The following is a 20854-nucleotide window of genomic DNA, read 5'->3' on the forward strand; positions in this document are numbered from 1 at the left end:
TTAAAGCACCTTAACAGGCCGAAAGAAAAAAATTATTGATTGACCATGTTTTTATTTTTTACGCCACCATTTATAAGACGAGTGGCTGAGCCATCAAAATTAACCGTATTAATAGTCTGTCTAGGATGACGAAAGTCCACTGCACCACGCCAGTAGTGAATACCATTTTGACTAGGAATTTGCTTATATCCAATAAGAGTTTCAGGTTCAGATGAACTACTAGGACCGGGAGATGCTTGATCCCAAATATCTTGCGCGTGACTTACAAAGCCTCCGGCACCGGACTCGGCCACTCTACCTACCCAGTCCTGAGCTACATCGTAAATACTTGCAAGGGTAGCTGGCTCTAAGATTTCAGTGATATTAACATACTCTTCCTGGATGTCATTGCCTACACCTGGGTCGGTAACTCCCCAATTATTATTCCAAGGTGAACGCCCATCTGCGGCTTCATGATTATTCACCCAATATGTCAAGGCCCCATCAGTTGCCAGACCATTATCCTGCCTGACAAATATTGATTTGGATGGACAACTAAAAACTTTTGCGTCAAATAAATTAGTTCCAGGGGAAGAAATATACTCACCAAGAAATGTGTGCCAGCGGTAACTTTGATTATTCACCTCTCCTGTATAGTCATCAGAATACCAAAGAAGTCGAGGTGGAATATTACCATCATTATCCCCAAGGTGCATCTCAGTGAACATACCCAAATTTCGTAAATTATTGAGGCAGTTCACACTCTTAGCGGATTCACGAGCACTCTTTAAACTGGGCAATAAAAGTGATGCCAAAATACCGATAATGGCTACAACAACTAAAATTTCTATTAAGCTTACGTGCTTCTTTTTCATCTTCATTCTTTAAATCCTTATATATACTGAATGAACCAACCACTAAAGATATACGCAAGAAATATTAAACCTTAACAAAGAAATTCACGATTAACCAGTTAAGAGTGTAAAACTTGATATAGCTATCTTTTAGTAGCATATTAATTACATCTAATAAGGAGATGTATTATGCCTAAGAATAAAATTCAGTTTCAAGTTGGAGTTAGTTTTCCAGAATTCATCAAAACTTTTGGAACCGAGGATCAATGTAGTGCTTACTTGGAAAGCTGTAAGTGGCCTAATGGTTTTAAATGTGAGACATGCGATAGTGATAAGTATTACCGCTATGAATCTGGAAGCCGCACCATCTTTCAATGTAAATCCTGCCGTAAAAACCATCGTTTAACAGCGGGCACTTTATTTCATCGTACGAAAGTTCCTCTACAGAAGTGGTTCTTAGCTCTGCATCAAATAAGCCAATCAAAGAACAGTGTTTCAGCATTAGAATTACACCGCCATATTGATGTGAATTATAAAACTGCCTGGTTAATAAAGCAGAAAATCATGCAGATGATGTATGAGCAAGACAGTAAGTATAAACTTAAAGGTTTGGTTGAAATAGACGATGCTTACCTAGGTGGTCGACTGGAAGGAGGTAAACGAGGTAGAGGTTCAGAAAACAAATCTCCATTTATAGCGGCTGTGGAAACTAACGAAAATCGAAATCCAGTTTTTGTTAAACTGAATCCTGTATCAAGTTTTTCTTATGAAGTGATTAAACAATGGGCTATAGATAATCTTGAGGAGAACTGTGATACAATTTCAGACGGACTTAGAGGCTTCAGCGCCTTAAAAGAAGTAAGTAATCATAACGTTTTAGTTACTAGTAAAGCAAAGAAAGAAGAAATCGAAAGTACTTTTAAATGGGTGAATACCATTCTGAGTAATGTAAAAACTTCTATTTCTGGAACATTTCATTCACTAAAATTCGAGAAATACGGTTTCAGGTATCTTGCTGATTTACAGTTTAGGCTCAACAGAAGATTTGACCTCAGAAAAATGTTTTTTGGACTGATTTCCAAAGCTATGACTACATCGCAAAAACCTGTAGATTACCTTAATGCATCGTTAACTGGTTAATCGTGAAGAAATTTATAAATAAATATGAGCTAAGGGCCGGTATAGAAAATCCTGAATCCGTGAGCTGGCTTTTGTAGAATTTCGTAGGAATTTTATTTTCAGAACTTTACAACTTTTTGCAGGAATACCCGTAGGTCTTTTGAAAAAAGTTGTAAGTCAATGAAGGTGAAAGACCAAGACAATTCAGAGAATGTAGCTCACGGATTCAGGAAAATGACTACACCGAAAAATTAGCTAAGAAACTATTGATTTACCATATTTTTATTGCGCACGCCACCATTTAACAAACGGCTACCAGAACCATCGAAATTCACTGTATTCATACTCTCTCTTGGATGACGAAAATCAATCGCACCACGCCAATAATGAATGCCATCTTGTTTTGGAATATCTTTGTAAGCAATCCGCAAATTAGGGTCATGCCCCATAGAGGCTCGAGGCCATGGCGCATCCCAAATACCTGGTCCATGACTAATAAATCCACCTGCACCCGATTCCGCCACCTTACCAACCCAATCTTGAGCTACATCATAGATACTAGCTAGAGTTCCGGGACTAAGGATCTCGGTAATCCTCATATTGTCTGCAGGGTTTGAATCATCAATTTCACTCTTAACCATCCATAGCTCCCTATCTCCATCAACCTGCCTAGAGTTCACCCAGTATGTCAGAGCCCCATCGATTGGGTCACCATTATCAGAGCGCGTATGAATAGAATGAGAAGGGCAGCTAAATACCTCCGCTTTAAAAAGATTATCACTCGGGGAGTTTATATACTCCCCAAGAAAAGTGTGCCAACGCCAAGCTTGTCGACTCCTATCCCCGGTATAATTCTCCTCATAAAACATCCTGGACGCAGGTATATCCCCATCATTATCCACAATTGACATGTGTGTATACATACCCAGGTTCCTTAAATTACTAAGACAATTAGCACTTTTTGCTTGCTCTCTGGCATTCCTCAGTGAGGGTAAAAGTAAAGAGGCCAAAATTGCAATAACAGCGATTACAACGAGAACTTCTATTAAACTTACATAACGCTTTTTCATCTTTATATCCTTTTCCGATACGGGCGTATACCCGCTAAAGATTTAGGGCTCTAAAAATAGCATGGGACATCCCTTATATTAATTGTGAAAAAGCAAAAACAATAAGGAGTATCCCATGATATCAGATACAATAAATCGTAAAGAAGACAGTAGCAAACGACTTGCGCTCAGAAGTAATACCTCAACCCTGGTTAATGTCATTGTTGAGGGAACCAGTTGCTCACGCTTTGAATCAGAAGTCATAGCCGACAAAGCAGTGGAGGTATTTGGCATCGGCCCATATAGTCCAGACGCCGAACTGCAGCCAGGTCAAATGAAATGGAAGGCAATAAGTGCTTTGGAACCTGCGGGAAAACCTCTAGCAGCTTGTCAATTCAAAATCATCACCCTTACGGTTCACCAGCTTGAGGATGATCAAGAAGTGTATTTGAAGTATGGCCGCTCAGCCAAGCGAGCCAATCAAATTGTTCGGATGTGTGAGGAATGCTATGATCAGGAGTGTTTACTGACTCAGGAAGATTTAGCTTGCATACTGGATTGTGATGTAAAAACGGTGCGCAATGACATTCGTGATTATCAAAAGAAACATGAATGCCTTGTTCCAACCCGGGGAAACAAAAAAGATATCGGCCCAGGTATTACCCACAGAACAAAAGCCATAGAGAAGTTTATCCAAGGTGAATGTCCCGAGGATATAGCCCGTAATATGCAACATTCTCTCAGGGCTATAGAGCGTTATATCACATCTTTTTGTCGTATAGTCCATTGTCAAAGCGAAGTTTCTGATACTTTGAAAACATCCTTGATCGTAGGTTGTTCATTAGCTTTGACCAACAAATGCCTTGACCTTCGAGATCAGTATATGAAAACAGCTGCGTACCGTGAGCGCTTGGAAGAAATACAGACTATGGGCACCCGTTTTTGGGAAAGTGTAGACTCTAAAAAAAAGGCTGGGCAATAGACATGAAAGATAAACTCGTTAATAAAAAAGAGTCGAAACCTGAGCCAGCCTGGACTAAAAAGGATTTTAAAGCTGTACTCATGAATTTCTTTCTTCAGCATTGTCCGCAGCTCGGTGGCGAGCTCTTAGTAGAACGTCTTGTTTTAGAGCTCATTAAAACTATTGAAACCTATTATCCAGCAACAGAAAGAATGAAAATGGGACAAGCTTTGTGGTACGCAGTTGATGCCGCAGAAACAGCCGGTTATGGCAAAGCCCTTGAACGATGTAAGCTCGTTCCTGTTGTTTTAGATATGATTCACGATGATGATATTGAAGCGTATTTAGCCAAGGAGAAGAAACGTAAACGCAATATAACGAAGGTTGTTCGAATCTTTGATCAAACTTATCAACAGGGAGGCGTCTTAACCCTTGCTGATGCTGGCGCCATCATGGGGCTTTCTCCAAGTACAATCTCTTCATATCTAAGAGAATATGAAAAAGAACATAACAGATTGGTCCCTCGGCGAGGTACAATTCATGATCTTGGTCCCACGCTGACTCATAAGCGTATTATTTGTATAAAACATTGTTATGAAGGAAAGTCTATTGAACAAACCGCTCGGGAAACAACACACTCAGTTCGAGCTGTTACGCGATATACCAATGATTTCAAAAGAGTTCAGACTTGCTTAAAGGAAGGTTGGAAAGTCGAAAAAATAGCTGCCGCTACAGGATTATCGAAATCTTTGACTCAGGAGTATATAGATCTAATTGAAAATAAACCACAGGAGGAGACAGAAGGCTGATTAAGAGCTAAAATCAACTACAGGGTATGTTCCCTTGCGGGCATAGACCCTTATTTGTGATCTTTTAATTCACATCAGATATACGCAGTGTATTTTAAGCCTTAACACTTTTTAAATCAAAAAAATCAATTAATGGAAGCGCAGAACTAGACCACTTGGAAGTTTTTTTAACTCTGCTTCAGAGTACTTGCCCTTACTTAAAACAAGTATTTCGAGCTCTTTCATTGTCACAATAGGAGATAAATCTTGAACCTTTGTATTACTAATATCCAAGAGTTCTAAGTTACTCCCGCCAATAGACCAAAGGTTGAATACCTCCGTACCACTAAGATATAATTTTTTGATTTTCAGCGAATCTATTAAACAAACAGGTTTAGATAATAAAGTTCCGCGCTGATCTAATTCATTTGCTTCCACTTCAAAACGCTTAAAGCCTTTTCCAGAAATTGTTAATACCTCTGCCTTTTCATCATAATCAAATATACTTTCATCCCAATTAGGATTTACTCTTTTTAAAATATATTTAACCGCAAAGGAATGTTCTTTTTGCGAAGGCCGCACAGCTCCATCGTATTTGAGAATCTTTACAGGGTCAGCTAAGTTTTTATTATTTAACATAAGAAAAATCAGGAGTTTAAGCAGACTATCAACTTCCAATAAATCTATATTTTGATCATACTTGAATTCAACTCATAAGTGCAACACCCTTTGTTTTTGTTAAATCAATTCCAGTTAATTTCTGAAATACTTCATAAGGTGTTTTAAATTTTAAGCATTTTCTAGGCCTATTATTAAGCTTGTCGACAGCAATTTCAACTTCTGAAACATTAACTTTATCAAGAGTCATGTACTTGGGAAAGTATTGACGTAGTAAGCCATTTGCATTTTCGTTCTGTCCTCGCTCCCATGAATGATATGGTTTTGCAAAATAGCTTTTACATTCCAACTTTTCAGAAATACTCTCATGTTTAGCAAACTCCTTCCCGTTATCAAAGGTGAGAGTGTGAACTTGTTCTTTAATGGGTGTCAACAAATTAATGATGGCTTCACTAACTAAGGAAGCCTTTTTCTGAGAAACAGGCAGTGCTAACCGTACTTTTGACTTACGATCATCCATTGTTACTATTGCCCCTTTATGAGCTTTTCGGATGATTGTATCAAGCTCCCAGTCACCAACTCGTTCTCTTTTGTTTGCAGCTTCAGGTCGCTGATCTATATCAATCCTGTTGGGAATGCCATTTCTACTGTGTTGATTACCATAACGTTTACGGTAAGGCTTACCTTGATGTCGAAGCAACTTATATAGTTCACCACCCTATTTTTTGTCTTTGAGAATATATTGGTAAACTGTTTCATGATGAAGTGATATTGACATATCATCTTTTAATCGCCCAACGATTTGTTCTGGACTCCAATCCTTCGTAAGATGTTCATCGATATAAATTTTAACCTCAACTGTTAATTTGATGGATTTTGGCTTTTCTTTTAGTCGCTTTTGAGCTAATTCATTAGCCTGCCTGTTACGATAACCACGTTTACCTGTGTTACGTTTAAGTTCCCGTGAGAGAGTACTCACGTGACGACATAGCTTTTTTGCTATTTTATTGATGGATGTACCTGCCTTTTGTTCCAACTCAAGGTAATGTCTTTCTTCAAGACTCAGATGTTTATAGGACATATTTCTTGTCTCCTCTGTTTTTGGTTTGGTCACTAATACAGAGTACATTTGAGTCTTGTTTCACTCAATAGCTTCTGTACTAGCAACTAACAGAGGTGTTGCACTTACTACCCGAATTCAGCAATTATAAAAATTCAATATTGAGAACATTAGTGAGTAAACTAAGCTCTCTTTCTATCCATAAAAAAGATTATGCAATCTCAAGAAATGACTCCGAATAATACTAGATTTTACAGATAAATAATAATTGAACCTCCCTGCTCTCCCCAAATGAATTGAGAACATTAGTGAGTAAACTAAGCTCTCTTTCTATCCATAAAAAAGATTATGCAGTCTCAAGAAATGACTCCGAATAATACTAGATTTTACAGATAAATAATAATTGAACCTCCCTGCTCATCCCAAATGAACAGTGAATTACTATACCATATCAAGATTAGCAAAGCAAGATACCTAGATCCGATTTATTTTAATCTATATGCGTACTTCTAAGCAGTAAACTAATAATTTGATCTACTCAAGTAAGTTAACGATGATATAATCATCGGTAAAAAAATAATGACTGACTGATGCAGAAAACTTTTAGCTTAATTAAGAAGTACTCACTTATTTTAGGACCTTTACTGGCTGGTCTAACTTGGTTACTCCTCAAGCAGTATAGCTGGTCCAATGATGCTTGCTGGGCAGGGGCAATTGCCTGTCTCTGTGCGGCATGGTGGGTTTTTGAACCCATTCCTATTCCCGTCACTTCACTGATTCCTCTCGCCTGTTTCCCGAGCCTAGGTGTCATGACTCATAAAGATGTGGCACTTGCCTATGGTCATCGACTGATTCTGCTCTTGCTCGGGGGTTTTATCTTATCCCGTGCCATGGAAAAAAGTGGCGCTCACAAAAAGATTGCCAGTGCGATTATTGAACTCGTGGGTACTTCGAGCAAGCGACGGGTGATTTTAGCTTTTATGTTAGCCTCGGCCTCTTTAAGCATGTGGATTTCAAATACCGCGACCACACTCATGCTACTCCCCATTGCTATTGCGGTTTTAGCCAAAACAAAAGACCGCAGTCTCGATATCCCTCTCTTATTAGGTCTTGCTTATGCTGCGAGTGTGGGCGGCATTGGCACCCCGATTGGAACTCCCCCAAATGTTATTTTCATGAGTGAATATCAATCGGCGACTTCTAAGGAGATCTCCTTCTTCTCATGGATGAAAATTGGGGTTCCTGCAGTGATTATCGCGATCCCCATCATGTGGTTTTACTTAACTCGCAAACTCAAAGGTAGTTTAGATTTTAAATTCTCCACAAAAGAAAAATGGACCATAGCGCAAATAAGAACCCTCATTGTTTTTTCTCTGACTGCCCTAGCTTGGATGACTCGCAAGGAACCTTTTGGCGGTTGGTCGGAATGGCTCAATTTACCAGGAGCTCACGACTCGAGTGTTGCCCTTCTTGCGGTAATCGCATTATTTATCATCCCCAATGGTATGCAAAAACAGGAAAAACTCTTGGATTGGGAACACGCTCGCGATATCCCTTGGGGCATGCTCATCCTCTTCAGTGGAGGGATTTGTATTGCTAATGCCTTCAAACAAACCGGACTCAGTGTCGCCCTCGGTGAACAAGTCACTCAATTGAGTTCTGTGCCACTCTTCCTCTCCGTCTTGTGCATTTGCCTTGCGGTGACTTTTTTAACTGAACTCACGAGCAATACTGCCAGTACAGTGCTTTTAATGCCGGTTCTCGCTAGTGGAGCCCTGGCTAGTGGCACGGATCCTTTAGCCTTCATGCTTCCCGCCGTCTTTAGTGCGAGCTGCGCTTTTATGCTCCCCGTTGCAACTGTGCCCAATGCGGTTGTCTATGGTTCAGGTAAATTCACCATTGCGGATATGGCAAAAGAAGGCTTTTATCTCAACCTCATCATCGCCATCGTCATGTCGATTTACTGCTTCATCATTCTGTAACTCTTCACTCTATTTAACTTGAAGCGACTCAGACTTTAGATAATTTGTTGCATGAACTTAAACTGAAGGGAAATGAGATGAAGCCGTTATTTTTTACATTACTTATTTTGATGGGAGCGGGACTTATGGCTAATGAAGTAAAATTCGAACAGATGGTTTATATCAAAACAACTAAAGCGAAGCTTTGGAACGCGCTCACACAGCCTGAAACTATCAATAAGTACTATATGTGCCCCATTCTAAAAATGGGTTCGAAAAAGGGTGAGATCATCAGCTATGGAGTTGAAGGGCAAACTTTTATTGAAGGCGAAATTCTCGAGTTCAAGAAGCAAGAAAAACTCACCCATAGCTTTCGCTTTGCGGGAAAGCCCAAGGCGAAAGGTGATCAAGGCACCATGGTGACTTATGAAATCGTCGAACAGCAAGGCTTATTAATTTTAATTCTTACTCATTCGGGTTTTAGAGCAAAGAACCAAACTTACAAAGATATTACTGGTGGTTGGCCCTATATCCTCAGCAATCTCAAAACCCTACTCGAAACGGGAAAAACACTTCGTAAGTAGACGCAATGCTCTATGACTAATCAATCAAATAGTTTAGAACTCTGAAACAACTAAAGCATTTCTCTCTTACAGCACTCTAGAGGACTTTAGAAAGCAAGATGGTTCGTCGAAAGTGACAAAAGCATGAGTTTTTATTATTGCTTCCTTGTAGGTCACATTTCAAAGTGATCATTTCAGGCTAAACTAGCACCGTCTACAATGACGTAGTTCTAAAATAATAAGAATAGGAAATTGGTATGAAAAAATTTATTGTAAGCCTTATGGTTATTGCATCAGTATTAACTTTTGCATCTTGTAAAGAAGAAGCTTCAACTGAAAAACCTGGTGCTGCACTTGACGCTGCTGCTGGTGATCTTGAAAGCGATGCAAAAAAAGCTGAAAGCGAAGCAAAAGAAGTCGAAACTCCTGAAGTTAAGGCTCCTGAAGTTAAATAACTTCAAACCAGTTCGATTTAAGCTCTCTAAGAATTTAGAGGGCTTTTTTTATTTCGATTTTCATGCGAAATTAACCACATTCAAAAGAATATAGTTCAGAATTCAAAATAAGAGAAACTAAAGCTATTCGCGTTCCCAACGATTGGAAATGTATTTCATAGCTTCTTTGATATTGAGCTCACGAGTACCGCCGCCTGCACGCATGAAGAACTGAGTCTTGTTGCCGTTTTGGCAGTAGACGGGGAACTTGGCAGGGAGCACGAGGATGCGACAAATTTCTTTATCTTCAAGCTTGTGAAACATGATGTTCACTTTTGCGCAAAGGTCTGTCCCTAAATAGGAAGCAATGAGGCCATTGATGTACTGCTCATAGCCATCTGAATTCTTTTTTTTTAAGGTTGATTAATCTTGATCGAGTCCCAAAATGACGCCATCATCATCAATACCAATAAGCAGTGTTCCCCCACGGGTATTCATGAAGCCGGCAAGAGTTTTGATAATCACCATTTCGAGGGCTTTGTTGAGCTTTTCGTTCTTATAATCCCAACGCATAGAAGACTTGAATTCTAGGACGTCATTCTCACCACCTTTGATAAGGGCGTCTAAGTCTTGTCCAGGCTGATTACTGAGGAAATCAATGAGCTGTTCACGCTTGGCAATTTCCTTTAGGTAAAACCAAAACATAAAACCAATAATCATACCCACGATCGCAAAAGATAGAGTCACTAAAATGGTGTCAGGATTAAATGATCTCAACATCACTTTTGTGAGGTAAGTTGGCAAAGGAACATCCGGATTGGCGGGTAGTTCAAACTCCAACCAAATAAATAAGCCGACTAATGGTTTGAACACAAATACACCAATAATCGCGCCCATGGGAATAAAGCTCCCTAGAACTTTTTTAGATAAAACTCTATTTCTCATTTTGCCTCGTTAAATTTCATAAGGAAAGGTGATCCTTATTTAGTATAAAGCAATTGCGGACTACAACTTATCGAGGGTTTGGATTCCCACCATAGAAAGGCCCCATTTGAGGACACGACCCACACCACCTGCGAGGGCCAAGCGTGATTGTTTGAGTTCTTCATCTTCGAGTTTCATAATTGGGCATGAGTTCCAGAAAGAACCAAAGTCACGTGCCAACTCGTAGAGGTGATTGAGGAGAAGATGAGGAGCTAAATCACGCACCACACCCTGCCATACATCTGGCGTTGAAGCGATTTTCTTAATCAACTTAATTTCTTGCTCTTCTGTAAGTCGAGCAAGATCAGTGGCATCCACGAGGCTATCCACATCCACACCTGCCTTACGAGAAAGTCCGCGCGTACGTGCAAAAGTCATCAAAATATAAATGGCTGTATTGCCATCAGTCGCGAGCATCTTGTTCCAATCAAATTTGTAATCAGTTGCCACACCATGACTGAGATCTGAGTACTTGACGCCTCCGAGACCTGCTGCAAAAGCTATCTCTTTGTATTCTTCTTCACTTAAACCAGGAGTTAGTTCTCTTGCGAGCTCCCCAGCGCGGCTTTCCGCTTCCGCTAAAAGATCTTTCAGCTTAACTGTACCGCCCGTTCTCGTCTTGAAGGGTTTACCATCAGCCCCAAGCATCATGCCGAAGCCGATGTGACGCATGGAATCTTTAGGTGCCCAATCCATCAATTCTGAAATTTCGAAAACTTGATCGAAGTGCGTTTTCTGACGTGCGTCAGTTACATAAATGAGTTTATCTGTTTTTTGCTCAGCAAAGCGGTAACGAATTGCTGCGAGGTCAGTGGTTGCGTAGATGTAGCCACCATCAGATTTTTGGACAATAGTCGGTAAAGGCTCGTCATCTTTATTCTTGTAGCCATCGAGAAAAACACCCCAAGCCCCCTCAGTTTGTTCAGCTTTCCCAGCTGATTTGAGGTCTTCGACCACATCTTTAAGCATGTCATTGTAAGCTGACTCACCACGATCACTAATTTTAATATCGAGCTGACCATAAATTTCGTGACAATGTTTAAGGCTTTCTTCACAGAAGACTTTCCATACAGCTAAAGTCGCTTCATCACCCGACTGCAAATCAACCACGGCTCGACGAGCGGCATCTTTGAACTCATCTGATTCATCGAACATTTTCTTGGCTTCTCTATAGAAATCTTCTAAGTCCGCAATTTCAAAATTCTCAGGGTTTTCTAGTGCGCCAGGACGAGTGGTGCGGATGAACTGAATCAACATACCAAATTGTGTTCCCCAGTCACCGACGTGATTCATTCTCAGAACCTCATGGCCTTCAAATTCCATGAAGCGTGCGACTGAGTCACCAATAATTGTCGAACGCAAATGACCCACATGCATTTCCTTGGCCAAATTTGGACCCGAGAAATCGACTAAAACGCGCTCGGGATTTGCGACTTTCGCAATGCCTAAACGCTCATCGCGCAGCATAGTGATTGCGTAATCCGCTAAGACATCATTTTTGAGCTTAAAGTTAATGAAACCTGGGCCCGCAATTTCTGGTTCTTCACTCAATTCAGAAACCTCGAGTTTCTCCATAATTGCCGTGGCCACTTGTCTTGGGTTTACTTTTTCACCACGAGCTTTGCCGAGTTTACCTGCGAGTTCCATGGAAACATTGCATTGATAATCACCAAATTTTGGATTCTGTGAGGGGACTAAAATCGCTCCCTTAATTTCAATATCGCCTGCCACTGCTGAAACGGCTAAGCTTACCTTATCTCTCAATTGGGCCAGAAGTGATTTCATGCTCAATATTTCCTTGTTAAATTAAATTATTTTGAGGGATAATAATGGGGACGGCAACACTTACAACTCTATCAACTTACTTTTTTCACTAGACGGCTTGAAATATTAACTTTTTAGTGAATTTTACGCAACCATATTTGGCTTCGGCCCACATTTTTGAATAAATCGCCTCTATCTAGGCACAATATTATTAGGACTTTGACATGAAAAGAGTTTTTGGTAAAAAGAATAAAAATACTAGTCGCCCTAGAAAATCTGGCGCTAGAAAGAAACGTCGTATCCTCGAACACAAGAACCGCGTAATGGCTCTTGGCGTTCCAGAAGCAAAAGTTGCACAAATGAATACTAAGCAACTTCGCGATCACCTCAAGTCACCACAAAAAACTGCTGCTCAATACGCTGCATAAGTTTTTGACTTAAGATTTTTGAAGAGGCTCATTTTTGAGCCTCTTTTTTTGTGCCCGAATTCAAAGTTCTACTCGTGCTCATCAAGCTTGTCTTTTTTCTGGCTCGGCATAATTTTGAATCACAAGGAAACCCCATAATGAATGAACGCGATGACTTTAGCCCCAGAAAAATAAGCTCCGACCCCGGAGTTTATGTTTTTCGCGACCGCTTTGCAAAAGTGATCTACGTGGGCAAAGCTAAGTCGTTGCGCAAACGCCTAGCGACTTATTTCCAAGCCTCGCGCCTGGCCACTGCCGATCCCAAGTTGCGCTCACTAATTAATAGTATCGCTTTCTACGAAACCTATGAAGTCAAAAGCGAATCCGAAGCCCTCTTACTTGAGTCGCGCTTTATTAAGGAGTACTCCCCTCATTACAACATTCTTATGCGCGATGACAAGAACTTCTATTTAGTGAAAGTCACCATTAATGAACCCTATCCTCGTATTTTACTTACTCGAGTCCGCAAAGATGATGGAGCGGCTTATTTCGGCCCCTTCCCCTGCTCGAGTGCGATTCGTTCCACAGTAGAGTTCCTAACGCGTTACTTTAAGCTACGCACGTGCACGAGCCGCATTCCCGACCTCAGTGATCGCAAACACTGCAAAGAACAGATCCTGCGCAATTGCTCAGCTCCTTGTGACCAAAGCGTCACCCAAGAGCAATACCGCGAGAGCGTGGGTGACATGATCAAAGTTCTCGAAGGGCAAATTGCTGACATCGTAGATGAACTCAATGAGGCGATGCAGAATTATGTAGAAAAGCTGCAATTCGAGAAAGCCGCAACTTATCGCGATATCATCACCAATTTGAAATCGGCTCTCAAACAGAGACGTAAGTTTGTTAACGCCTCGATCAATCCTAAGCATAAAGAAGATCCCGTTGCCGATTTAAAAAAACGTCTCGAGCTCGACATCACCCCTTCTGTAATTGAATGTTTTGATAACTCCAACTTTCAAGGCACTCATGCGGTGGCTTCCATGGTACGCTTCGTCGATGGCAAACCCGATAACAAGAGTTACCGCCACTTCAAAATCAAGACTGTGGAAGGGCCCGATGACTTTGCTTCCATGAAAGAAATTGTTTATCGTCGCTACAGTCGTTTACTTAGAGAGAAGCGCCCCCTACCCGACCTCATTCTCATTGACGGCGGAAAGGGTCAGCTAAGCTCTGCCTTGCAATCTATTGATGAGTTGGGCATTGATCATATTCCGACTTATGGCTTAGCTAAAAAGCACGAATTGCTGTTCACTCGCAATGACTCCGAAGGAAAAATTTTGCCGCGTACTTCTGCTGGACTCAAGATGTTGCAGCATTTGCGCGATGAATCGCACCGCTTTGCCATTAACTTTCACCGTCAGCTCAGACGCAAACAAGTTGCCAACTCGCTTTTGGATGATATCCCCGGCATTGGCAAGAAGCGAAAAATGACTCTGCTCAATCATTTCGGCTCCGTTCGCGAAATTCGCAAAGCCTCGCCACAAGATATTGCCGAAGCGGTCCCAGGCCTTGGTGAAAAGAGTGCTCACATGATCCTCGAATACCTCAAGAAAAATTAGTTTACTTCCATCCTTTAAAAATCCACCTCAACAAGTATTTTGAGGGCTCTTAAAAACTAAAAGGATGGATTCAATGTCTGAATTTAATAATGTTACTGTAGTGAAAGCTGCAAACGTCTACTTTGACGGAAAAGTTACGAGCCGCGCGGTTATCTTCGCTGATGGTACAAAGAAAACTCTTGGTTACATGAATGCGGGTGATTATGAATTCGGTACTGAAAAAGCTGAAATCATGGAAGCTCTTGGTGGTAAAGCCGTTGTTTTACTTCCTGGTTCTGATGACTGGCAAACTTTTGAAGCCGGTAGTTCTTTCAATGTTCCTGCTAACTCAAGCTTCAAGCTCAAAATCGAAGAAGGTTTCGATTACTGCTGCTCTTACTTAGACTAAAGTTAGATCACTTTTAAGCCCGACTTTTAGTCGGGCTTCTTTTTGCCTAAAAGCCATGAATAAACTACCCATACACGAAGTTGCTGACGATTTAATTAGCACCCTGATCAAAGACAAGTTGATGCTACTCTCCGCCCCTACGGGTTCGGGGAAATCTACTTGTGTTCCGGGTATATTATTAGACTCTGGTAAAATGCCCGGCAAAATCATTGTTTTGCAACCGCGCCGAGCCGCCGCAAAGTTTCTAGCTCACCACACCGCACGCCTCCGTTCAGAAAAACTCGGCGATGAAATTGGCTATAACATACGCCACGACTCAAAAGTGGGGGCGCACACGCAAATTATCTTCATGACTGATGGCCTCTTTTTGCAACAACTCAAAAATAACCCTCAGCTCAATGGGATTGCCGCCGTACTCTTTGATGAGTTTCACGAACGTCGCTGGCAAATGGATTTGGCTTTTGCCATGTGTCAAAAAATTCAGTCTCGACAAGATAAACTTCACCTCATGCTCATGAGTGCGACGCTTGACGTTGATAAGCTGCAAAAGAAACTCAATTGTCCGCTGATCACTACCGACGTGCGACATTTTCCCGTTGACATTAATTACCTCATTCCCGATCGTCAAAAAAAGATTTGGGAAGTCGCTGCGAAATCCGCAAAAAACCTCATTGCACAAACGGATGGGAGCTTATTGATTTTCATGCCAGGTAAATACGAAATTACCAAAACAGTGAATGAGCTTAAGAAAGTCTTAAAGACGCCCATTTTTGCACTTCATGGCCAGCTAAATCCCCAAGAGCAGGATCGCATTATCGAAAATACTGGTCAGCAAAAAATTATCGTCTCGACGAATATTGCCGAAACTTCTTTAACCATCCCCAATATCACTGCGGTCATTGACTCCGGACTCGTTCGTCAAAGTGCCTATGATCCCCAACGTCAAATCAACACCCTTTACACCAAAAGCGTTTCACAGTCCAGTGCCGAGCAGCGAAGTGGGCGTGCCGGTCGAACTTCCGCGGGACGCTGCTTGCGTTTGTGGTCAAAATCTGAACAAAGTCGCAAACCCGAACATTTTGAACCCGAAATCCTCCGTTGTGATCCCTCTGAATTACTATTACAATGTTTAGCTCAGGGCTTCAACGACCTCTCTGACCTAGAATTAATTGATGCTCCCGATGATATTGAACAAGCTTGGGGTTTACTCTCGAATTTAGGTTTCACCAACGCACACCGTGGGCTAAGTACGGCGGGTGTCCACGCTTCCAAAATGCCTTGCTCACCACGATTGGCCGCTCTGCTTTACTACGGAACTCAGGCAGATCAAATGGATAAGGCCTGCACTTATGCCGCACTCATTTCTGAAGCGCCGATTATTCTCAATCGCAACAAAAAGAAGTTACTCGATTTAATTCCAGGGAAGCATGTAGATTTCAGTTCCGACCTCGACTTAATGGCGGAATTGCTCTATAGCGCGAAATCGTTAAAGTTCGCTCCTCAAGAATGTGATAAATATGGTTTGAATGCTAACAATTGCCGCTCAGTTGATTTAGCTCGCATGCAATTCCTCCGTCTCTGCGAGAAATTGCCTCGCCTTAATGACTTCAATGATATGCATCCGCACTGCTGTCTCTTGCGTGCCTTCCCCGATCACCTCGCCAAGCGTCGAGATACGAGTTCCCTGCAGGTCACACTCGCCAACAAACAAAAAGGTGAAATTGATCGCTTGAGTTCACAGAAAAAAGCCGATTTAATTTTAGCCACGAGCATTGCGGATATCGCATCGAGTTTGGGAGCTAAAACCAAACTTTCGCAACTCACAAGTATCAGTCCCGAATTGCTCGATCATACTTTCCCTGGTGAATTACAAAGTCAGGAGCGCATGGTTTGGGATCCGAGTTCTAAATCTGTTCGTCAAGCCAAGCAACACGCTTTTCGATCGCTGATCATCGAAGAAAAAATTAGTATTTGTGAAGCCAATGCCCAAACAGAACAAGTTTTAGCCGAAAAAATTATTGATGGAACGATTAAGCTCAACAAATGGAATGAAAAAGTTGAGCTCTGGATAACTCGCGTCCGCAAATGCGCGGAACTCTACCCCGATAAAGACTTGATCACTTACTCCGACCAAGATCTAGAAATCGTCTACATGGAAATGTGTTCGGGTATAACTAAGGCTTCGGAAGTCCGCGACATGGATTGCCTCGTATATTTAAAAAACTTACTTTCTTGGGATGAACAATGCTTTATTGACGAAGCCACACCCGAAAGTATTCAGCTCCCAGAAGGCAAAAAATTACGCATTATTTATGAATCTGGAAAAGAGATTTATGCACGTGCATTCATCCAACAGCTTTTTGACTTAAAAGAGACCCCTTTGATCGGTCCAGCCCGTATTCCACTAACTTTTGAGATATTAGCACCCAATCATCGCCCTATTCAGGTGACCAAAAACCTTGAAAACTTTTGGTCAGGGTTATATCCTGAGATTAAGCCCGCTTTATCACGACGCTATCACAAACACAAATGGATCTAATGAAAACCTTATTTGTCAATATTGGAAACACTCATTCTGAAATGGCTTGGGACAATCTCGTCAATGTAGAGATAGTCAAAACCACTGATATTATGAAAGAGCTTTCTGATCGCGAAAAAGACATCGACCGCATGGTCGTAGCCTCGGTCGTACCCAAGGTCACTGGACAACTCTGTGTGCGTTTTGGTCAAAAACTCATTTTACTTAATGCGGAGCTCGCAAAATCAATCAAGTTTGCCGATGTGGATCACTTCTCGATTGGAGCTGATCGCATTGCTAATGCACTCGCCGCAAAAAAACATTACAGCACACCGGTCATGGTTGTGGACTGTGGGACTTGCGTAACAACTGAGCTCATTGATAAAAGTAATCAATTTCAGGGTGGAAACATTCTACCGGGACGACTCCTACAAAGAAAAATTTTGACATCTGCTACTGGCCAACTGCCTCTTGCTCCTTTGAGTTCGACCCTGGCCAAAAGCCCTGGCCGTCATACTATCGAGGCTATACAGAGCGGCGTTGACATTGGACTCATTGGTGCCATCGAAAAGCTAGTTAAGCACAATAGCAAACACTATCCAGACATGACCATTGTCTTCACTGGTGGCGACGCCAAGTTTTTCAAGAAATACTTTCCCGATGCAGAACTTGCCCCGCCGCACTTTACCCTCAGCGGTCTTTTAGAGTTAATTAAATAATTTATTTACTGTATTTAGCGTAGGCGAGACGGTTGGCTAATTCGACTCTATGGTAAGCATCTAAGCCCACACTTGCTACGGCTCCCGCTTTTGCGATATCCGCAAAACCATCCTCAGTTAAAATCTCATCATCAATTTCGATGAATTTAATTTCACCGATAATGAGTTCCGTTTTGTTGATTTCTAGGTGCTTCACTTCTTTCAATTCCAAAGCTATTTTTAATGCACTTTGTAAGACAAATGGAGCCTGAAAGTCGTTGACAAACTCACTTTCAATTCCTGCACCTTCGAATTCAGATTCATCTTGGGGGTAACGCGCTGAGCATTGATGTGCTAATTGAAAAAATGAATCATCCACTAAATTTAGTGTATAAACTCCCGTTTCTATGATATTTTCTAATGTATCTCTGATCACTGTATGAGGACGACTTATCATTCCTATGAGCGGTGGATTTGCTCCTAAGTGAAATACAGAACTGAATAAGGAGAGGTTATCTACTCCTGATTGACTTTTTGTTCCCACCAACATAGGACTCTTGTATCCTGAGAGGCAATTGATCAAACAGGTACGATGACGTTTCTCCATTGCCTCAATATCATCTCTATTTAAAATCATTACCGGCTCACAGCTTGTTTAAAAGACCTAATTTATCGGGTCTTTCAAGATAGGATTGATCCATCAAATACTCTTGTTCATATTTTTGGGTATAGTGAGAAATCCTTGTGATCGGTACAACGAGAGGAATATAGCCCTTGCGATACTGCTCAATCATTTTTACGGTATCTTCTTTATCAAAAGCATCGATATCCTTTTTGAAGTAGCCCAAAAGGTGATAGAGCACATTGGCATGTTGCAAGCGTTTTGGTGGCTTGGACATAAAGTCCATAAAGCGCGACAAATAACTTTCTGCCATAACTTCTATACTCAAGTCTCCCTTGTGGGCGATATAATTTCCAAGCTCGTTCACGGCTTCATGACTATGCGCCATGAGTGCGTATTTGTGGCGACGATGAAAGTTATGTAAGCCCCCATGACTTAAACCCTTACGCAACATTTGTTGCCAATCATTGAGAGCAAAAGCACGGAAAATGAAGTTCTCAAAAAGCGGTGCATCATTGAGTCTACCATCTTCTTCTATGGGTAGCCAAGGAAAATTCTTCTTGACTTGCAGTGCGTACATGCCCGCAGTTTTCTCGATAAGGGGATGACCTTCTTCACTGTAGATTTTTACGCGATAAGCCCCGCAGGAAGGCGAGCCTTTCTTAAATATAAAGCCACAGAGATCCAGCTTTTTAAGCCTTTCCATATCCTCTTTAGCAAAGGCTTCCATCTTCTCGGTGTAATCACCATCACCCTTAGTTTCTTGGAGACGAATTTTTTCGTGTTGGACTAAGCGAATCGTCGGCCTCGGAGTCCCCAAGCCAATGGCCATTTCTGGGCATACTTTCACGTAATCAAAAAAGTCGTGGAGTTGATCCATGACTAATTTATCTCTACAGCCCTGACCGTTATAACGAACTTCATCACCTGATAGGCAGGCGGATAAACCAATTTTAATTTTCTCTTGCATGTTGCAAAGCCCTCTTTTTAATTTCCTTAATCATCCCCCCAAAAACATAGGCGTGCAAGGGTACAACTGCGTACCAATAGACCACACCCAAAAATCCTAAAGGGTCGTAAATTGCAGTTTGTCGAATCTTACAATTGTTCTCATCGACTGGAGTCACCTCAAATTTGAGCCAGGCTCTCCCAGGTAATTTCATTTCCGCTTCTAAAAGCAAGACTTCGTTGGCTTTATAGAGGTCCACTCTCCAAAAGTCCAATACATCTCCTTGATGCAGAGTATTAGGATCGCGTCGGCCTCGTCGTACTCCAGGCCCTCCCATGAGTAAATCGAGAAAACCACGCATAGACCAGAGCCAATTGCCACAGTACCAACCTTTGTCTCCCCCAATAGTTTGTATGGGATAAAAAGCTTTTTCTGCAGAACAATTAACTTCTAGTGTTCGCGAATCGACTAAACGATTTCCAAAGTGAACTCCCTTCCAATCAACTTTTTTAATTCCAGCAGCCGCCATCGCATCATTCCATCTCGTATGCACGTAGCCCTCATCTTCATTCTTTTGGATTAAATTAAGCGCTTCATCCACCCCAATACAATCAAAAGGAAATAATTCTTTTGATACCGGATCTGACACAACGCTATCGTGTTTCACACTATCAATAATTTTGCGACCTACGCGAGAATAAAGAGGTGTCACTAGTCCCAACCATAAACTCGATAAATGAGGCGTTAATATGGGAACGGGAATCATATATCTTTTCAGAGATCTAAGCTTGGCATAGCTCTTCATTAATTCTCCATAAGTAGTGACATCTTTACCGCCTATTTCAAAAATATGACTACCCTCGACTCCTAATTCAATAGCTCGTACTAGATACTTGATGAGATCACCTATATAAATTGCTTGGCAATACTTACGTACCCATGAGGGACAAACCATCATCGGTAAATGCTCTACGAGAGCACGAATCATTTCGAAGGATAGACTACCCGCGCCCAAAACCACCGAAGCGCGAAACTCCAAAACTTGAACCCCATCAGATTTGAGCAGTCTCCCTACTTCTGCACGACTTTTCATGTGTTTTGACATCTTCGAGTCCGCTTCGACAAGTCCACCTAAATAAATAATCCTCTTTACACCGCAAGCTTGCGCCGCATGGGAAAAGTTGAGCGCATTTATTTTGTCTTCTTGCTCAAAGTCGCCACTGCTTCCCATTGCATGAATGAAATAAAAAATAATGTCAACGCCCTCACAGGCTTTTTCCACATCCTCAGTATTTGATGCATCGCCATAGCAAAAGTTTGCTTCGGGATACATACTTTCTAAGTAATCTTTTTTCGTTCGAGTTAAGCAAGAAATTTCATATTTCTTGTACAAAGACATCATGAGTTGTCCGCCTATGTAGCCACTCGCACCTGTAATTAATATTTTCATTCAAAGCCATTCATTATTTACACATAAATCAATAATGAACGTTTTGAACGTTTTTAAAAGTTTTTTACC

Annotated in this window: 20 protein-coding genes and 1 pseudogene; 11 read left to right on the forward strand and 10 right to left on the reverse strand. The window is 41.4% G+C overall.

Translation table 11 applies throughout. From position 1 onward, the window contains the following. Window positions 1-32: 32 nt before the first annotated feature. Window positions 33-860: a type II secretion system protein gene (locus LNTAR_RS12200; RefSeq protein WP_007279020.1), complete on the reverse strand. Its 828-nt coding sequence runs from the start codon at window positions 858-860 to the stop codon at window positions 33-35. A 162-nt stretch (window positions 861-1022) separates the two neighbouring features. Between LNTAR_RS12200 and LNTAR_RS12205 the strand changes: the two genes are divergently transcribed. Continuing rightward, a complete protein-coding gene (locus tag LNTAR_RS12205) occupies window positions 1023-1973 on the forward strand; it encodes an IS1595-like element ISLar1 family transposase (RefSeq protein WP_007279021.1) in 951 nt (316 codons plus the stop codon). Between the two features lie 242 nt (window positions 1974-2215). On the opposite strand, the gene LNTAR_RS12210 is transcribed toward LNTAR_RS12205, so the two are convergent. Then, window positions 2216-3022 carry a type II secretion system protein gene (locus LNTAR_RS12210; RefSeq protein ID WP_007279022.1) on the reverse strand — a complete coding sequence of 269 codons (807 nt, stop codon included), beginning with the start codon at window positions 3020-3022 and terminating at the stop codon, window positions 2216-2218. Between the two features lie 115 nt (window positions 3023-3137). Between LNTAR_RS12210 and LNTAR_RS12215 the strand changes: the two genes are divergently transcribed. Further along, window positions 3138-3983 carry a DUF1670 domain-containing protein gene (locus tag LNTAR_RS12215; protein ID WP_007279023.1) on the forward strand — a complete coding sequence of 282 codons (846 nt, stop codon included), beginning with the start codon at window positions 3138-3140 and terminating at the stop codon, window positions 3981-3983. Window positions 3984-3985: 2 nt separating this feature from the next. Then, window positions 3986-4771, forward strand: coding sequence for a DUF1670 domain-containing protein (locus LNTAR_RS12220; protein WP_007278865.1), 786 nt, complete (start codon window positions 3986-3988; stop codon window positions 4769-4771). A 129-nt stretch (window positions 4772-4900) separates the two neighbouring features. On the opposite strand, the gene LNTAR_RS12225 is transcribed toward LNTAR_RS12220, so the two are convergent. Both LNTAR_RS12225 and LNTAR_RS28445 read right to left on the reverse strand, forming a co-directional pair. Next, complete coding sequence (locus tag LNTAR_RS12225; protein ID WP_007279024.1) at window positions 4901-5389, reverse strand: hypothetical protein; 489 nt, start codon at window positions 5387-5389, stop codon at window positions 4901-4903. A 67-nt stretch (window positions 5390-5456) separates the two neighbouring features. After that, window positions 5457-6449: pseudogene (locus tag LNTAR_RS28445) on the reverse strand (IS30 family transposase). A gap of 569 nt (window positions 6450-7018) precedes the next feature. Here LNTAR_RS28445 and LNTAR_RS12235 point away from each other — a divergent pair. From LNTAR_RS12235 to LNTAR_RS12245, 3 genes are all read left to right on the forward strand, one after another. Then, window positions 7019-8410, forward strand: coding sequence for an SLC13 family permease (locus tag LNTAR_RS12235; protein WP_007279027.1), 1392 nt, complete (start codon window positions 7019-7021; stop codon window positions 8408-8410). A 77-nt stretch (window positions 8411-8487) separates the two neighbouring features. Then, window positions 8488-8973 (forward strand): SRPBCC domain-containing protein, encoded by a 486-nt coding sequence (locus LNTAR_RS12240; RefSeq protein ID WP_007279028.1) that lies wholly within the window; start codon window positions 8488-8490, stop codon window positions 8971-8973. Between the two features lie 236 nt (window positions 8974-9209). Next, complete coding sequence (locus LNTAR_RS12245; protein ID WP_007279029.1) at window positions 9210-9407, forward strand: hypothetical protein; 198 nt, start codon at window positions 9210-9212, stop codon at window positions 9405-9407. A 123-nt stretch (window positions 9408-9530) separates the two neighbouring features. Here the strand turns inward: LNTAR_RS12245 and LNTAR_RS25690 are convergent, their stop codons facing one another. The 3 genes from LNTAR_RS25690 to argS form a co-directional block, all read right to left on the reverse strand. Further along, window positions 9531-9710: a hypothetical protein gene (locus LNTAR_RS25690; protein WP_007279030.1), complete on the reverse strand. Its 180-nt coding sequence runs from the start codon at window positions 9708-9710 to the stop codon at window positions 9531-9533. Between the two features lie 99 nt (window positions 9711-9809). Continuing rightward, window positions 9810-10331 (reverse strand): AlbA family DNA-binding domain-containing protein, encoded by a 522-nt coding sequence (locus LNTAR_RS25695; protein WP_007279031.1) that lies wholly within the window; start codon window positions 10329-10331, stop codon window positions 9810-9812. 60 nt (window positions 10332-10391) lie between these two features. Beyond that, a complete protein-coding gene (gene argS / locus LNTAR_RS12255) occupies window positions 10392-12155 on the reverse strand; it encodes an arginine--tRNA ligase (protein ID WP_007279032.1) in 1764 nt (587 codons plus the stop codon). Window positions 12156-12358: 203 nt separating this feature from the next. Here argS and LNTAR_RS12260 point away from each other — a divergent pair, with 203 nt between their 5' ends. The 5 genes from LNTAR_RS12260 (at window position 12359) to LNTAR_RS12280 (ending at window position 17785) form a co-directional block, all read left to right on the forward strand. Continuing rightward, window positions 12359-12562, forward strand: a complete 204-nt coding sequence (locus tag LNTAR_RS12260) for a hypothetical protein (protein ID WP_007279033.1) — start codon at window positions 12359-12361, stop codon at window positions 12560-12562. A gap of 137 nt (window positions 12563-12699) precedes the next feature. Continuing rightward, window positions 12700-14160, forward strand: coding sequence for an excinuclease ABC subunit UvrC (locus LNTAR_RS12265; RefSeq protein WP_007279034.1), 1461 nt, complete (start codon window positions 12700-12702; stop codon window positions 14158-14160). Window positions 14161-14233: 73 nt separating this feature from the next. Further along, window positions 14234-14548 carry a pyrimidine/purine nucleoside phosphorylase gene (gene ppnP / locus LNTAR_RS12270; RefSeq protein WP_007279035.1) on the forward strand — a complete coding sequence of 105 codons (315 nt, stop codon included), beginning with the start codon at window positions 14234-14236 and terminating at the stop codon, window positions 14546-14548. 55 nt (window positions 14549-14603) lie between these two features. Further along, the gene (gene hrpB, locus LNTAR_RS12275) at window positions 14604-17087 is read left to right on the forward strand and encodes an ATP-dependent helicase HrpB (RefSeq protein ID WP_083800025.1); all 2484 of its coding nucleotides are present in this window, start codon (window positions 14604-14606) and stop codon (window positions 17085-17087) included. Beyond that, entirely contained in the window at window positions 17087-17785 is a 699-nt protein-coding gene (locus tag LNTAR_RS12280; RefSeq protein ID WP_007279037.1) for a type III pantothenate kinase, read from the forward strand. Before hrpB ends, LNTAR_RS12280 begins: the two co-directional genes overlap by 1 nt. A 1-nt stretch (window position 17786) precedes the next feature. Here the strand turns inward: LNTAR_RS12280 and LNTAR_RS12285 are convergent, their stop codons facing one another. Genes LNTAR_RS12285 through LNTAR_RS12295 form a run of 3 tightly spaced genes read right to left on the reverse strand, consistent with a single transcriptional unit; the run spans window position 17787 to window position 20785 of the window. After that, window positions 17787-18401, reverse strand: a complete 615-nt coding sequence (locus LNTAR_RS12285) for a flavin reductase family protein (RefSeq protein ID WP_007279038.1) — start codon at window positions 18399-18401, stop codon at window positions 17787-17789. 7 nt (window positions 18402-18408) lie between these two features. Next, window positions 18409-19356 (reverse strand): YbgA family protein, encoded by a 948-nt coding sequence (locus tag LNTAR_RS12290; RefSeq protein WP_007279039.1) that lies wholly within the window; start codon window positions 19354-19356, stop codon window positions 18409-18411. Further along, on the reverse strand, window positions 19340-20785 hold the full coding sequence (locus LNTAR_RS12295; RefSeq protein ID WP_007279040.1) for an SDR family oxidoreductase: 1446 nt from the start codon (window positions 20783-20785) through the stop codon (window positions 19340-19342). Before LNTAR_RS12295 ends, LNTAR_RS12290 begins: the two co-directional genes overlap by 17 nt. Between the last annotated feature and the right edge of the window lie 69 nt (window positions 20786-20854).

This window comes from Lentisphaera araneosa HTCC2155, from assembly GCF_000170755.1.
Classification (GTDB): domain Bacteria; phylum Verrucomicrobiota; class Lentisphaeria; order Lentisphaerales; family Lentisphaeraceae; genus Lentisphaera; species Lentisphaera araneosa.

Coding starts and splice junctions, on each gene's coding strand:
- LNTAR_RS12200 (WP_007279020.1), bottom strand. CDS start 860: ATGAAGATGAAAAAGAAGCACGTAAGCTTAATAGAAATTTTAGTTGTT.
- LNTAR_RS12205 (WP_007279021.1), top strand. CDS start 1,023: ATGCCTAAGAATAAAATTCAGTTTCAAGTTGGAGTTAGTTTTCCAGAA.
- LNTAR_RS12210 (WP_007279022.1), bottom strand. CDS start 3,022: ATGAAAAAGCGTTATGTAAGTTTAATAGAAGTTCTCGTTGTAATCGCT.
- LNTAR_RS12215 (WP_007279023.1), top strand. CDS start 3,138: ATGATATCAGATACAATAAATCGTAAAGAAGACAGTAGCAAACGACTT.
- LNTAR_RS12220 (WP_007278865.1), top strand. CDS start 3,986: ATGAAAGATAAACTCGTTAATAAAAAAGAGTCGAAACCTGAGCCAGCC.
- LNTAR_RS12225 (WP_007279024.1), bottom strand. CDS start 5,389: ATGTTAAATAATAAAAACTTAGCTGACCCTGTAAAGATTCTCAAATAC.
- LNTAR_RS12235 (WP_007279027.1), top strand. CDS start 7,019: ATGCAGAAAACTTTTAGCTTAATTAAGAAGTACTCACTTATTTTAGGA.
- LNTAR_RS12240 (WP_007279028.1), top strand. CDS start 8,488: ATGAAGCCGTTATTTTTTACATTACTTATTTTGATGGGAGCGGGACTT.
- LNTAR_RS12245 (WP_007279029.1), top strand. CDS start 9,210: ATGAAAAAATTTATTGTAAGCCTTATGGTTATTGCATCAGTATTAACT.
- LNTAR_RS25690 (WP_007279030.1), bottom strand. CDS start 9,710: ATGTTTCACAAGCTTGAAGATAAAGAAATTTGTCGCATCCTCGTGCTC.
- LNTAR_RS25695 (WP_007279031.1), bottom strand. CDS start 10,331: ATGAGAAATAGAGTTTTATCTAAAAAAGTTCTAGGGAGCTTTATTCCC.
- argS (WP_007279032.1), bottom strand. CDS start 12,155: ATGAAATCACTTCTGGCCCAATTGAGAGATAAGGTAAGCTTAGCCGTT.
- LNTAR_RS12260 (WP_007279033.1), top strand. CDS start 12,359: ATGAAAAGAGTTTTTGGTAAAAAGAATAAAAATACTAGTCGCCCTAGA.
- LNTAR_RS12265 (WP_007279034.1), top strand. CDS start 12,700: ATGAATGAACGCGATGACTTTAGCCCCAGAAAAATAAGCTCCGACCCC.
- ppnP (WP_007279035.1), top strand. CDS start 14,234: ATGTCTGAATTTAATAATGTTACTGTAGTGAAAGCTGCAAACGTCTAC.
- hrpB (WP_083800025.1), top strand. CDS start 14,604: ATGAATAAACTACCCATACACGAAGTTGCTGACGATTTAATTAGCACC.
- LNTAR_RS12280 (WP_007279037.1), top strand. CDS start 17,087: ATGAAAACCTTATTTGTCAATATTGGAAACACTCATTCTGAAATGGCT.
- LNTAR_RS12285 (WP_007279038.1), bottom strand. CDS start 18,401: ATGATTTTAAATAGAGATGATATTGAGGCAATGGAGAAACGTCATCGT.
- LNTAR_RS12290 (WP_007279039.1), bottom strand. CDS start 19,356: ATGCAAGAGAAAATTAAAATTGGTTTATCCGCCTGCCTATCAGGTGAT.
- LNTAR_RS12295 (WP_007279040.1), bottom strand. CDS start 20,785: ATGAAAATATTAATTACAGGTGCGAGTGGCTACATAGGCGGACAACTC.